The sequence below is a fragment of the Agrococcus sp. AC640b genome (assembly GCF_979255995.1).
In genome coordinates this window covers 136307-149463 of sequence record NZ_CEEDMM010000001.1, presented here as the reverse complement: position 1 = coordinate 149463, position 13157 = coordinate 136307, and the positions used below count along the sequence as shown (strand labels likewise).

The 13157-nt window shown below is 71.1% G+C and carries 11 protein-coding genes; 4 read left to right on the top strand and 7 right to left on the bottom strand.

The features are described 5' to 3' along the window. Positions 1 to 35: 35 nt before the first annotated feature. Positions 36 to 671, top strand: a complete 636-nt coding sequence (locus ACZ6H8_RS00775; RefSeq protein ID WP_464143449.1) for a PH domain-containing protein — start codon at positions 36 to 38, stop codon at positions 669 to 671. A gap of 3 nt (positions 672 to 674) precedes the next feature. On the opposite strand, the gene ACZ6H8_RS00770 is transcribed toward ACZ6H8_RS00775, so the two are convergent. From ACZ6H8_RS00770 to ACZ6H8_RS00760, 3 genes are all read right to left on the bottom strand, one after another. After that, positions 675 to 1625, bottom strand: a complete 951-nt coding sequence (locus tag ACZ6H8_RS00770; RefSeq protein WP_464143447.1) for an ABC transporter permease — start codon at positions 1623 to 1625, stop codon at positions 675 to 677. A 1-nt stretch (position 1626) separates the two neighbouring features. Continuing rightward, entirely contained in the window at positions 1627 to 3162 is a 1536-nt protein-coding gene (locus ACZ6H8_RS00765) for an ABC transporter permease (RefSeq protein WP_464143446.1), read from the bottom strand. Positions 3163 to 3285: 123 nt separating this feature from the next. Continuing rightward, complete coding sequence (locus ACZ6H8_RS00760; RefSeq protein ID WP_464143444.1) at positions 3286 to 5094, bottom strand: ABC transporter family substrate-binding protein; 1809 nt, start codon at positions 5092 to 5094, stop codon at positions 3286 to 3288. Between the two features lie 323 nt (positions 5095 to 5417). Here ACZ6H8_RS00760 and ACZ6H8_RS00755 point away from each other — a divergent pair, with 323 nt between their 5' ends. From ACZ6H8_RS00755 to ACZ6H8_RS00745, 3 genes are read left to right on the top strand one after another with little or no spacing between them, the layout of a single operon-like run. Then, a complete protein-coding gene (locus tag ACZ6H8_RS00755; protein WP_464143443.1) occupies positions 5418 to 5696 on the top strand; it encodes a hypothetical protein in 279 nt (92 codons plus the stop codon). Between the two features lie 46 nt (positions 5697 to 5742). After that, positions 5743 to 6141 (top strand): thiol-disulfide oxidoreductase DCC family protein, encoded by a 399-nt coding sequence (locus ACZ6H8_RS00750; protein ID WP_464143440.1) that lies wholly within the window; start codon positions 5743 to 5745, stop codon positions 6139 to 6141. Then, entirely contained in the window at positions 6138 to 6947 is an 810-nt protein-coding gene (locus ACZ6H8_RS00745) for a CPBP family intramembrane glutamic endopeptidase (protein ID WP_464143439.1), read from the top strand. Before ACZ6H8_RS00750 ends, ACZ6H8_RS00745 begins: the two co-directional genes overlap by 4 nt. Before the next feature lie 24 nt (positions 6948 to 6971). On the opposite strand, the gene ACZ6H8_RS00740 is transcribed toward ACZ6H8_RS00745, so the two are convergent. The 4 genes from ACZ6H8_RS00740 to gcvT form a co-directional block, all read right to left on the bottom strand. Continuing rightward, positions 6972 to 8735 (bottom strand): ABC transporter substrate-binding protein, encoded by a 1764-nt coding sequence (locus ACZ6H8_RS00740; protein WP_464143437.1) that lies wholly within the window; start codon positions 8733 to 8735, stop codon positions 6972 to 6974. A gap of 99 nt (positions 8736 to 8834) precedes the next feature. Further along, positions 8835 to 11660 carry an aminomethyl-transferring glycine dehydrogenase gene (gcvP, locus tag ACZ6H8_RS00735; RefSeq protein WP_464143436.1) on the bottom strand — a complete coding sequence of 942 codons (2826 nt, stop codon included), beginning with the start codon at positions 11658 to 11660 and terminating at the stop codon, positions 8835 to 8837. Continuing rightward, complete coding sequence (gene gcvH / locus ACZ6H8_RS00730; RefSeq protein ID WP_464143434.1) at positions 11660 to 12016, bottom strand: glycine cleavage system protein GcvH; 357 nt, start codon at positions 12014 to 12016, stop codon at positions 11660 to 11662. The genes gcvP and gcvH overlap by 1 nt, the downstream gene beginning before the upstream one ends. Then, positions 12013 to 13113, bottom strand: coding sequence for a glycine cleavage system aminomethyltransferase GcvT (gene gcvT, locus ACZ6H8_RS00725; RefSeq protein ID WP_464143432.1), 1101 nt, complete (start codon positions 13111 to 13113; stop codon positions 12013 to 12015). Before gcvT ends, gcvH begins: the two co-directional genes overlap by 4 nt. Positions 13114 to 13157 lie beyond the last annotated feature (44 nt).

Genomic DNA, 13157 nt, shown 5'->3' with positions numbered 1-13157 from the left:
CGCGCCTGTGGGCGTCGGCCTGCGAGAATGCTTCGGTGCCACAGGGGGAACCGGTCGTCGTCCACTCGCGAACGCATCGCGCGTTCGCCATCGTCATCTGGCTGCTGCTGTGCGCGCTCGGCGTGGCGCTGTGGATCAGCGGCGCAGAGGCACCCGAGGCGCGTGCCGCGATCCCGGCGCTCGTCGCCGTCGCGATCGCCGCGTGGGCGGTGCTGTGGCGGCCATCCCTGAGCGTCGACGCCGACGGCGCGACGGTGCGCAACGTGCTCTCGACGCGTCGCGTGCCGTTCGACGCGCTCGTCGACGTCTCGACGCGGTGGTCGGTGGCGTTGCACACGCCGCGCGGCGCCGTGTCGGTCTTCGTCGCGCCGCAGCCGAGCAGGCTGTCGGCCTGGGGCGCCGAGCGTCGCGTGCGCCGCGAGGGCACCCCGGACGAGCGCGCGCGGCTCGAGCGCGTCGTCCACGTCGGCGACGTGCCCGGCACGGAGTCCGGCGACGTCGCGGCGCTCGTGCGCGACCGCTGGCAGCGGGCGCTCGACGAGGGCCGCGTCGCGGTCGGCGACGCCGACGAGGTCGCGGTGCCGCGGACGTGGCACGTCGCGACGATCGCCGTCGTGGTCGCCGCGATCGTCGCCGCGCCCGTCGCAGCCTGGCTCATCGCCGGCTCCTGACGATCACTGCGCATCGGCGGGCAGCTCCTTCGTGCGCCGCCGCGAGAACCGCTTCTGTCGCGGGTCGAACGCGTCGCGCAGCCCATCGCCGATGAAGTTGATGAGCAGCGCGGGCGCGACGATGAAGAGCGCGGGCCACCAGTAGAGCCACGGCCTCGTCGCGAACGACGTCTGGTTCTCGGAGATGAGGCGCCCGAGCGACGACTCGGGCGGCTGGATGCCGTACCCGAGGAAGCTGAGCCCCGTCTCGAGCAGGATCGCGGCAGCGGCGAGCAGCGTCGAGGCCACGATCACGACGCCGACGGCGTTCGGCAGGATGTGCTTGAAGATGATGCGGGCGTCGCTCGCGCCCGCGACGCGGGCTGCCTCGACGAACTCGCGCTCGCGCAGCGAGAGGAACTCGGCGCGCACGAGGCGCGCGATGCCCATCCACACCGTGAAGCCGAGCAGGATCGCGAGCAGCCACACGCCGAGCGAGCCCGAGACGAGCTTGCCGACGATGGCGCCGATGACGATCGACGGCAGCACGATGAAGACGTCGGTGACGCGCATGAGCACCGCGTCGACCCAGCCGCGGTAGTAGCCGGCGATCGAGCCGACGAGCGTGCCGACGACCGTGCCGACGCCCGCGATGATCACGAGGACGAAGTACGAGTTCTGCAGGCCGCGCATGACGAGCGCGAAGTAGTCGATGCCGATGCGGCTGAGGCCGAACGGGTGCTCGGCGGTCGGCGACCTGCCGGAGCCCGGCAGCGGCGTCGTGTAGTCGTACTGCCACCATCCGGGGATGGGTCCGAGACCGATCGCCGAGACGGAGAACACCCAGATCGCGACGAGCAGGATGAGCGACACCATCGCCACGGGGTTGCGCACGAAGCGCAGGAGGATCAGCTGACCCTGGCTGCGGCTCTCCTTGCCCTCGACGTGGGCGGACTGCTGCGTGGTCGTCGTCATGTCACTTCACCCGCACTCTCGGGTCGAGGGCTGCGTAGCAGAGGTCCGCCACGAAGTTGAACAGGATCGCCATGATCGCGATGACGACGAAGTAGCCCATGAGCGGGTTGAGGTCGCTCGTGCGCAGCGAGTTGTTGAACAGCTGTCCCATGCCCGCGATCGCGAAGATCGTCTCGGTGATGATCGCGCCTCCGAGCAGCGCGCCGATGTCGGCCGCGACGATCGTGGTGAGCGGGATGAGCATGTTGCGGAACGCGTGGCGCATGATGACGGTGCGCTCGGCCAGGCCCTTCGCCCGCGCGGTGCGCACGTAGTCCTGGTTGAGCACCTCGAGCATGCCTGCACGCGCGTAGCGCGTGTACCCGGCGAACGAGATGAGCAGCAGCGCGATCGTCGGCAGCATGTAGTGCATCGTCGCGTCGATCGTCGTCGCCCACACGTCGCCGGAGAAGCCTGCCGTCTCGCCGCTGACCGTCGCGATCGGTCGACCGCGGATGCGCGAGTGGTCGAGGTAGGCGGGCCACGACTGCATGACGCGGTCGAGCACGACGAAGGAGCCTGCGACGAAGGCGGTGATGCCGGAGGCGAGCATCGCCTGGCCGCGGTCGGGGCCGCCGAGCACCGCGCCGATCGCGACGCCCACGACCACGGCGGCGATGCCGAGGATGAGGATCGTCCAGATCGAGGAGACGTCGAAGAGCGGCTGCAGCAGGAACGAGCACACGTACGCGATCGCACCGCTGATGCCTGCGGACAGCAGCGCGCGACGGTTCTGGAAGCCGGACACGAGGGCGACGACGCCCGCGACGGTGCCTGCGATGAGCACGAGGAGCCCGACGGGGCCGAGCGACGGCGTGAGGAAGAAGTTGGTCGCCTGCATCGCGATGAGGAGTCCGGCGGTCGCGACCGCTGCGACGACCGCAGTGGTGAGGCGCCGCCTGAGCGCACCGCCGATGATCGACTGCCAGACGAAGGCGGAGACGATCGTCATCACGATGAGGATGACGATGGGGATCTGCGGATCTCGGAAGAAGTCGTTGCCACCGATGGCGATGAACTCCTTGAGGAGCACGGCGATCAGGAACGACGGCAGCGAGAAGAGGAAGAAGCTGATGAACGTGACGGTGACGTCGAGGCCCGAGTACTGACGCAGGGCCGAGACGACGCCGATCGTGATGCCGAGCGCGATCGCGACGACCGTCGCGATCGACACGAGACGGATGGTCGAGACCATCGCGCTCGGCAGGAGCGTGGTGACCTCGATGTTCTGCAGGTTGACGCCGAGGTCGCAGCCCGCGAACGGCACGACGCAGCGTGCGGCTCCAGAGAGCCACAGCACCCACCGCAGCGGCGGCGGCACGTCGAGGTCGAGCGCCGCGATGCGCGCGGCGATGAGCTGCTCCTTGTTCGGCGCGTTCGACGCCTCGAGCTCCTGGAGCGGGTTGCCCGCATACGCCGCGAGCACGTAGATGATGAACGATGCCACCACGAGCGTCAGGATCGATGCGAGCACTCGCCGCACGATGAAGCCGATCACGCTGCCTTCTTCCGTCGTCGGAGCGTGCGACGGATCGCGTCGCACGCACACGCTAGTACACGAACGGAGGGGGGCGCCGGAGTCGTGCTCCGACGCCCCCCTCCGTGTCGTGGTCCTGCTGGATCAGCCCTCGAGCGTCCAGTCGAGGACGTTGTAGAAGATGCCGGTCTGGCCGCCGAAGTACTCTCCGACGCCGCCCACACGACCGTTGCCTGCAGTGAGGCCCGGCGTCTGGAACAGCGGGAGGCCGTAGGCGTCAGCCTGCGTCAGCGCGTCGATCTGCACCTGCAGCGCGTCGATCGCCTCGGCGTCGTCGATGATGACCTGCGTCTGGTCGACCAGCGCGTCCACCTCGGGGTTCGAGTAGGCGTTGTAGTTGCCACCGCCGCCGGTCTTCCAGATCTGCGGAAGGCCCGCGTAGCCGGCACCGGGCGAGACCCAGCCGAAGATGGAGGCGTCGTAGCCGCCGCCACCCAGCAGCGAGGACCACTCGGGGTCGCCACCGTCGTTCACGATGAAGCCGGCCTCCTGGGCGCTCTGCTGGATCAGCTGGAACGTGTCCACGCGGTTCGGGTTCGCCGTGTTGTACAGGATGGTGATCTCAGGCGTGGCGCCTGCGAGCAGTGCCTGCGCACCCGCGATGTCGACGTCGCCGTATGCCTCTGCGTAGCCGTTCTCGGCGGTCGCGTCGGCGTACTGCGGCTGCGACGAGACGAAGAGCTGCGAGTTGAGCACCTCGGCCTCGGGGCTGATGGGCGTGATGATCGACTCGAGGATCTGCTGACGCGGGATCGTGAGCAGGAACGCCTCACGGTACGCCGGGTTCGAGAACACGGGGCTGTCGAACGACAGGTCGAGGTGGTCGTACGAGAGCGCGTCGCCCAGGTCGACCTCGAGGCCGGCCTCCTCGAGCGCCTGCGTCGTGTCCGCCGTGATGCTCGACGGGGCGATCAGGTCGACCTCGCCGTTGCGCAGCGCGGAGACCTGTGCGGTCGTGTCACCGATGAACGACATGATGACCGTGTCGAAGGCCGGAGTCTCGCCCGCCCAGTTCTCGTTGAGCGAGAACACGGCCGAGCCGCCGTCGTCTGCCGTGAAGTCCGACAGGACGTACGGGCCGACGCCGACGAGCACGTTCTCGTCCGACGGCATCTCGGTGATGTTGAAGCCCGTGAGCCATGCCTCGGCGAGCGCCGTGAGGGTCGCGTCGGGCTCTGCGGGTGCTGCGGGGTCGCCTGCGGTCTCGTTCGCGAGCGCCGTCTCGACGTCCTCGAGCGTGACGCCGGCGATCTCGGCCATCGCGTGAGCAGGCTTCGTGAGCATGTTCACGAGCTCCCAGTCGACGTACGGCTCGCCGTACGTGATGGTCATCGTGCCCGCCTCCTCGTCGATCTCGGGGTACGAGGTCGTGTCGAGGCCTGCCGTGCTGCCTGCGAGCTGGAAGTACTGCGTGCCGGAGACGGGGTCGCCCGTCTCCTCGTCGAGCGTGACGTCGTCGTAGTAGCCGGAGCCGATGGCCCACGAGAGCAGCATGTCGGTCGTCGTGATGGGCTCGCCATCGGACCACACGGCACCGTCGTTGATCGAGTACTCGACCGTCAGCGGGTCGTCGCTCACGAGCTCGTACGACACGTTCGTCTCGTCGGGGACGATGTTGTAGTCGCCATCGAGCGTCCAGAACGTGCCGAGGCCACCGTTGCTGCCGGTGATGTACTCGGCCATGCCGTTGGTGTTGAGGTTCGTGTCGGGCGTCGCCGAGTTCATCGACGTCAGGGCGTTCGTGACGGCGACCGTCACCGACTCGCCCGAGCCCTCTGCGCCGCCTTCGTCGTCGCCACCACCGGTGGTCGTGCATGCCGACAGGGCGAGGCCCGCGACTCCGACCGCAGCGACGGCAACGAGGCCCCGCGCACGCGTCTTCTTGTGGAACAAGATTCCTCCTGCTGTTGAAAGGGGACTGCGCCGCACAGCCGAGGCATGACGAGACGCAGGGTTGACCCGACCCTAGCCGCGCGCCGTCACCCGAGTCCTCGCACACCGCGAAACGTTACGGAGCGGTGATGTTCCTCGGTGACGACCAGCGCCGAGCACAACGACGCTGCGCACAGCCCGGTGTCGACGCACGATCGTTGCGATCCTCCGCAAACATGAGCGTTCCCTCACCAATGCTCGCGCGCCTTCCGTAGCATCGCCGGTCACGGGACCTCGGGCACCCGCTCGACGGTCGAGCAGAAGGATGACGAAGGAGACAGGACATGAGCAGGAAGCCGAGATGGATGGCCAAGGGCGCTGCGACGGCGGCCGTCGCGATGGCCCTCGTCGTCGGGTCGGGCGTCGCGGGAGCGTCGGCGCACACTGGCAGGGAGAGGATCCCGACGCAGCAGACGCAGTACCAATGCCAGCAGCAGCTCAGCGTGCAGGCCAGCTACTGGCGAGGCTCCGGGCATCAGCTCATCTTCGACGAGCCCTGCCACCTGACCTCGACCGGCTGGACCGCGTCGTTCCAGTACTACCACCCTGGCGGACCGCTGTGACCGGGGTCCGCGGCCTCTGAACGCGGCGCGGGGATAGGCTGGCGCCGTGCGCCCAGCCCTCCTCGTGTTCGACGGCGACTGCGGATTCTGCACGACGAGCGTCGAGCGTCTGCGCGCCGTGCTGCCCCGGTTCCCCGAGGCGAAGCCGTGGCAGCGGCTCGACCTCGACGAGCTCGGGCTCACGCTCGACGACGTGACGACGTTCGCATGGCTCGTCGACCGCGAGTCCGGCCGACGCTGGCACGGCGCCCAGACGTTCGCTGCCCTGCTGTCCGGGCAGCGCGGCGCGCTCCCCCGCCTCGCCGGCGCCGTGCTCGCAGCCCCCGTCGTGCGCACGATCGCCGCACGCGGCTACGACTGGGTGTCTGCGCACCGGCACGCGTTGCCAGGTGGCACGCCGGCGTGCGCGATGCCGGAGCCGCCGCCGCGCGGAGCCGACAGGTGACGACCCCCGCGACGGCCCGCACCTGGTTCCCCGCCGCCGATCCCCTCACGGGCTCACGCCGATCGCGCTGGGTCGAGATCGCATGCGTGCTGCTCGTGTCGCTCGGTGCGAGCGCCATCTACTCGATCATCCAGATCGCCGACCTCGCGACGCGGCCGGATCCCATCGGCGACCAGGTGGTCGCGCTCAACCCGCAGCGCAGCGACCGCGCCTGGCTCGACCTCTCCTACCAGCTCACGGGTCACCTGCTCGACCTCGTGCCCGTCGTGCTCGTGTGCTGGCTGCTGTGGCGCTCGCGCAGGCCGCACCTGGCCAGGCTCGGCATCACGTTCGACCGGCCGGGGCGCGACCTCGGCTGGGCCGGCGTGCTGCTGCTCGTCGTCGGCATCCCGGGACTGGCGATCTTCGCTGCCGGCCGGGCGATCGGCGTCACCGCCGCCCTCGCGCCGAGCCCGCTCGATGCGCAGTGGTTCACGGTGCCGATCCTCCTCCTCGCGGCGTTCCGCGCCGGCGTCACCGAGGAGGTCATCGTCATCGGCTACCTGTTCGAGCGGCTGCGGAGCCTCGGATGGGGCAGGTACCAGATCATCGTCGGCGCCGCCGTGCTGCGCGCGACGTACCACCTCTACCAGGGCGTCGGCGGGTTCTTCTCGAACCTGCTGCTCGGCCTGCTGTTCGGCTGGCTCTACACGCGGTTCGGCAGGCTGCTGCCGCTCGTGATCGCCCACATCCTCATCGACGTCGTCGCGTTCGTCGGCTACCCGGTGGCCGCAGCCGCATGGCCTGCGCTGTTCGGGCTCGACTGACCGACGACGAGCCGCCCGCGACCGCTACGCGTCGGGCAGCGCCCACTGCGAGAGCTGCCACGTCAGCCGGGCGTCGGGTCCGTTGCGCGGCTGCACGCTCTCGACGTCGGGCCCCACGACGGTCGCTACGATGACGTTCGACAGCGGCAGCACGACGGCCTGCGCGACGATCGAGGTCTCGACGAGCACGAGGTCGTCGCGCTCGGCGAACGGCTCCGTGCGCGTCCCCGACGACGCGATCCACTCGTCGCGATCCGATGCGCCGATGCCCGTGAGGTTCTCAGGCCCGCCCGTGCCCCACTGTGCCGTGACCTCCGCCGCAGTCGTCGGTAGCTCGACCTGCGCGATCACCGCGTCCCAGCCGCCCTCCGCGATGCGAGCGTCGACGTCGTCGGCGCCGCAGTCCGCCACCGCCCAGCCCGACTCGGCGACGCCGAGCGCGAGTGCCTGGAACGCGCGCACCGCGTACGGCTCGGTGCGGTCGTAGACGACGCAGACGGCCGTGCCGGCCGCGACCCCCGCCTGCTCCCGTTCGAGGGCGGAGACCTCGGCGTCCGACGTTCCCCACGCGGCCGCGAAGCCGGCATCCTCCTGCGACACGGAGTACCCGTCGCTGCCGGTGGGGAACAGCACCGAGTCCGTCGACGACGTGCTCGACGCCCACTGCCCGGCTCCGGCCTCCATCACCGCGTCGCGCGGGATGGCGTGGAGCAGCGATCGGCGGGCGAGCGTCGACTGCAGCACGCCGCGGTCGCCGCGCAGCTGCAGCGTCCAGATCGACCCCGTGTCGACGGGGATGAGGGTGAAGCCATTGCGCGAGAGGTCGCGGATCGGCACGAAGTTCTCCTCCGTCGGCTCGACCTCGACGACGTCGAGATCGGGTCCGACGGCCGTCAGCAGACGATCGGGAGGCAGCACGGTGAGCTCGACGGTCTCGATCGTGGGCGTCGAGCCTGCGAAGCGGCGGTTGACCTCGAGCACGACCCCGTCGTCGCGCACGTCGGCGACGACGTACGGTCCGCTCGAGACCAGCAGGCCAGGATCGGGGTCGCCGTCGATCGCGAAGCCGTCGTTCCACACGGCGGCGATCGCTGCGAGCGCCTCGGGGTCGGCGATGCGGATCGCGTCGACGACGGCCTGCTTCGCCTCCATCGGATCCTCGACGCCGAACGCCAGCTGCCCCACGACGTGCGCAGGCACCGCGACCTGCAGCATCGTCTGCCAGTCCTCGACGGGCGACGACAGCGGGATGTCGATCGACCGTGCGAACTCGTCGACGTCGGGCTCGCCGTCCGCGAGCGCGAGCCCACCCGCCTCCGCGACGTCGAACCATGCCACGTCGTCGGGCACGACGAGCTCGCCCGTCTCGTCGACCGCGTCTGCGGGATCGAAGCCCTCGGGTGCGAGCGCGTTCGACCCCGCTGCCCACGCGAGCAGCAGATCGGCGGCGTCGAGCGGCACGCCGTCGGACCACGGCACGCCGTCGGCGACGTCGTAGCGCACCGTGAAGGCGTCCTCGTCGACGATCTCGACCGCTCCGAGCTCGGTGTTGGCCACGAGCGTGCCGTCCTGACCGATCGACGCGAACTGCGACCGGGTCGCCGCGGCGACGTCGAGGTTCGCCGGGGTCAGCCCCTCGCGAGATGCGACGTTGACGCTCGTCAGCTCGCCCTGCCAGCCGACGGAGACCTCGCTGCCCTCGACGACGCTCGCAGGCAACGACGCCCCGCACGCGCTGAGCAGCAGGGTCGCGACGATCGCTGCAGCGAGCGGGCGCGCACGGCGCATGGCCACCTCCGGGAGTCTCGAGCGCATCGAGGATGCGCCGACGATCCTACGGACGCACCCTGACCGCCGGCCGCAGCCGGCGGTCAGCGCGCGAATCCGCTACGCGAACGCCTCGGGCGGCGGGCACGCGCACACGAGGTTGCGGTCGCCGAACGCCTGGTCGATGCGCGACACCGGCGGCCAGTACTTCGCGTGCTCCACGCCGGGCACGGGGAAGACGGCCTCCTCGCGCGAGTACGGACGATCCCAGTCGCGCACGATGCTGCCCGCCGTGTGCGGCGCACGACGCAGGGGGCTCTGCTCGAGCGACCACTCCCCCGCAGCGACGCGCTCGGCCTCCTCCTTGATCGCGATCATCGCGTCGCAGAAGCGATCGAGCTCGGCGAGGTCCTCCGACTCCGTCGGCTCGACCATGAGCGTGCCCGCGACGGGGAACGACATCGTCGGTGCGTGGAAGCCGTAGTCGACGAGCCGCTTCGCGACGTCGTCGTTCGTCACGCCCGTGGCCTCCTTCAGCGGCCGCAGGTCGAGGATGCACTCGTGCGCCACGAGCCCGCCGGGGCCCGCGTACAGCACCGGGAAGTGCTCGCGCAGCCGTGCCGCGACGTAGTTCGCTGCGAGCACGGCAGCTGCCGTCGCCGCCGTGAGGCCCTCGGTGCCCATCATGCGCACGTAGCTCCACGAGATCGGCAGGATCGACGCGGAGCCCCACGGCGCCGCCGACACGGGCCGGTCGCCCAGCACGAGGCCGTCGACGGTGATCGGCGCCTCGCGCGGGTCGCGCGGCAGGAACTCGGCGAGGTGCCGCTTGGCCGCGACGGGGCCGACGCCGGGCCCGCCACCGCCGTGCGGGATGCAGAACGTCTTGTGCAGGTTGAGGTGGCTCACGTCGCCGCCCACGTCGCCGAACGACGCGTGGCCGACGAGCGCGTTGAGGTTGGCGCCGTCGATGTACACCTGGCCGCCCGCAGCGTGCACGAGCTCGCACACGCGCCGCACGCCCTCCTCGTAGACGCCGTGCGTCGAGGGGTAGGTGATCATGAGGGCCGACAGCCGGTCGGCGTTGGCGTCGATCTTCGCCTCGAGGTCGGCGAGGTCGACGTCGCCTGCCTCGTCGGTCGCGACGACGACGACGCGCATGCCCGCGAGCACGGCCGAGGCCGCGTTCGTGCCGTGCGCCGACGCGGGGATGAGGCACACGTCGCGCCCCTCGTCGCCGCGGGAGCGGTGGTAGCCCCGGATCGCGAGCAGGCCTGCGAGCTCGCCCTGGCTGCCCGCGTTCGGCTGCAGCGAGACGACGTCGTAGCCCGTGAGGGCTGCGAGCCACTCGGAGAGCTCGTCGATCATCGCGAGGGTGCCGGCGGCGTCCGCGGCGGGAGCGTACGGGTGCAGCTCCGCGAACTCCGGCCAGGTGACCGGCTCCATCTCGGTCGCCGCGTTGAGCTTCATCGTGCACGACCCCAGCGGGATCATGCCGCGGTCGAGCGCGTAGTCCTTGTCGGCGAGCCGCTTCGCGTAGCGCATGAGCGACGTCTCGGAGCGGTGGCTCGCGAACACCTCGTGCGTGAGGTACTCCGTCGTCCGCGGCATCGCGATCGACGGGGCGACGGCACCGGCGTCGGCGAGGTCGAGCGCGGCGAGCAGGTCGCCGATGCCCGTCTCGGCCCACACCTCGTCGACCGACGCCTGCAGGGTGTCCTCGTCGATCACGTGCACGAGCACGCCGCGCGAGCGCGCCGTCTCGCCCGCCTGCCTCGCACGGCCGGGCAGCCGCAGCCGCACGGTGTCGAAGACGTCGTCGTGCACGACCTCGACGCCGGCCGCGCGAGCGGCCGCCTGCAGCCGCAGGGCCGCGAGGTGCACGTCCTCGGCGATGCGACGGATGCCGTCGGCGCCGTGGTAGACGGCGTACATGCCCGCCATGACCGCGAGCAGCACCTGCGCGGTGCAGATGTTGCTCGTGGCCTTCTCGCGGCGGATGTGCTGCTCGCGCGTCTGCAGCGTCAGCCGGTACGCGGGGTAGCCGTCGGCATCCTTCGAGACGCCGACGAGCCTGCCGGGCATCTGCCGCTCGAGGCCCGCGCGCACCGCGAGGTAGCCCGCGTGCGGGCCGCCGAACCCCATGGGCACGCCGAAGCGCTGCGTCGAGCCCACGGCGATGTCGGCGCCGAGCTCGCCCGGCGACTCGATGACGGCGAGCGCCAGCAGGTCCGCGCCCGCGACGGCGACGCCGCCGGATGCCTTGACCGCGTCGATGACGGGGCGCGGATCCCACACGCGGCCGGAGGCGCCCGGGTACTGCACGAACGCGCCGAACGCCTCTGGCAGGTCGTCGCCGACCGTCTCGCCGTCGAAGGGCGTGACGACGAGCTCGATGCCCACGGCCTCGGCACGGTGCGCGAGCAGCGCCTTCGTCTGCGGCAGCGCATCCGCGTCGACGAGGAAGACGTTCGAGGTCGACTTCGACACGCGGCGGGCCAGCAGCATGCCCTCGACGACGGCCGTCGACTCGTCGAGCATCGACGCGTTCGCCGTGTCGAGGCCCGTGAGGTCGGAGACCATCGTCTGGAAGTTGATGAGCGCCTCGAGCCGGCCCTGCGAGATCTCCGGCTGGTACGGCGTGTAGGCGGTGTACCAGGACGGGTTCTCGAGGATGTTCCTGCGGATCGGGGCGGGCGTGATCGTGCCGTGGTAGCCGAGGCCGATCGCGCTGCGGCGGACGGTGTTGCGGCGCGCGAGCTCCGCGAGCCGCTCGGTGGCCTCGCGCTCGGTGAGCGCGGCGCCGATGCCCTCCGGCGTCGAGCGGATGCCCGCCGGCACCGCCGCATCCATGAGCGCCTCGAGCGAGTCGTGGCCGAGCAGCTGCAGCATCGTCTGCTGCGCAGCCGCCGACGTGCCGATGTGGCGGTCGCGGAAGGCCCGCATCAGGCGAGCGTCGCCTGGTAGGCGGCGGCGTCGAGCAGCTCGGGCTCCGACGTGAAGCGCACCTTCACGAGCCAGCCCGCGCCCTCGGCGTCCTGGTTGACGAGCGTCGGGTCGTCGGCGACGGAGTCGTTGACCTCGACGACCTCGCCGTCCGCGGGTGCGAAGAGCTCGCCGACCGACTTCGTCGACTCGATCTCGCCCAGCGCCTCGCCGCCGGCGAACGTGCGGCCGACGGCGGGCAGGTCGACGTAGACGACGTCGCCGAGCTGCTGCTGCGCGTGGTCGGTGACGCCGATGACGTGGACGTCGCCCTCGGCGCGAACCCACTCGTGATCTGCGGTGTACTGCGTGGTCATGCTCGCTCCTGACGGCGATAGAAGGGGAGGTCGACGATGGTGACGGGGATGCGCGTGCCGCGCACGTCGATGGCGAGCGACCCGGAGTGGCCGGGCCGCACGAGCGCCATCGCGATGGGGTGGCCGAGCGTCGGCGAGAGGGCGCCGGAGGTGACGACGCCGACCTCGGCGTCGCCGTCGCCGTCGACGACGGGGTAGCCTGCGCGACCCGCGCGGCGCCCCTCGGCGACGAGGCCGACGAGCACGGGCGCGTCGGCGGCGGGGCCGGCCTCGACGGCCGCGCGCCCGACGAAGTCGCCCTTCGTCTTCAGCGCGACGGAGCGGCCGACGCCGACCTGCGCAGGCAGGGTGTCGATGGAGAGCTCGTGGCCGTAGAGCGGCATGCCCGCCTCGAGGCGCAGGGTGTCGCGGGCGGCGAGGCCGCACAGCGTCAGCCCCAGCGGCGCGCCGACGCGTGCGAGCGCATCCCAGAGGTCCTCGGCGGCGTGGCTGGGCACGTACAGCTCGAAGCCGTCCTCGCCCGTGTAGCCCGTGCGGGCGACGAGCACGTCCTCGCCCTCGAAGACGGCCTCGGCGACGCGGTAGTAGCGCAGCTCGTCGAGCGGGTCCGACTCGAGGCCGATCGCCTCGACGATCGCCTGCGACGCAGGGCCCTGCACGGCGATGAGCGCCGTCGACTCGGTCTCGTCGACGATCGTCGCATCGAAGCCCGCGACGCGCTCGGCGAGGGCAGCCACGACCGCGTCGCGGTTGCCTGCGTTTGCGACGACGAGCCACTCGCTCGCGCCCGTGCGGTACACGATGAGGTCGTCGAGGATGCCGCCGGAGGGGGCGAGCAGCAGCGTGTAGCGTGCCTGCCCGACCTCGAGCGCCGACAGCCTGCCCGCGAGTGCGTGGTCGAGGAACGCGCCTGCATCGGCACCGCCGACGCGCAGCTCGGCCATGTGGCTGAGGTCGAACAGCCCGGCGCGCTCGCGGACGGCCGCGTGCTCCGCGAGGTCCGAGCCGTAGCGCAGCGGCATCATCCAGCCGCCGAACTCGGTCAGCTGCGCTCCGGCGGCGACGTGTCGCGCCTCGAGCGGGGTGTGCAGGGTCATGAGAGTCCTCCGTGGTCGGGACTCCCCCTCAGTCGCACCGGTCG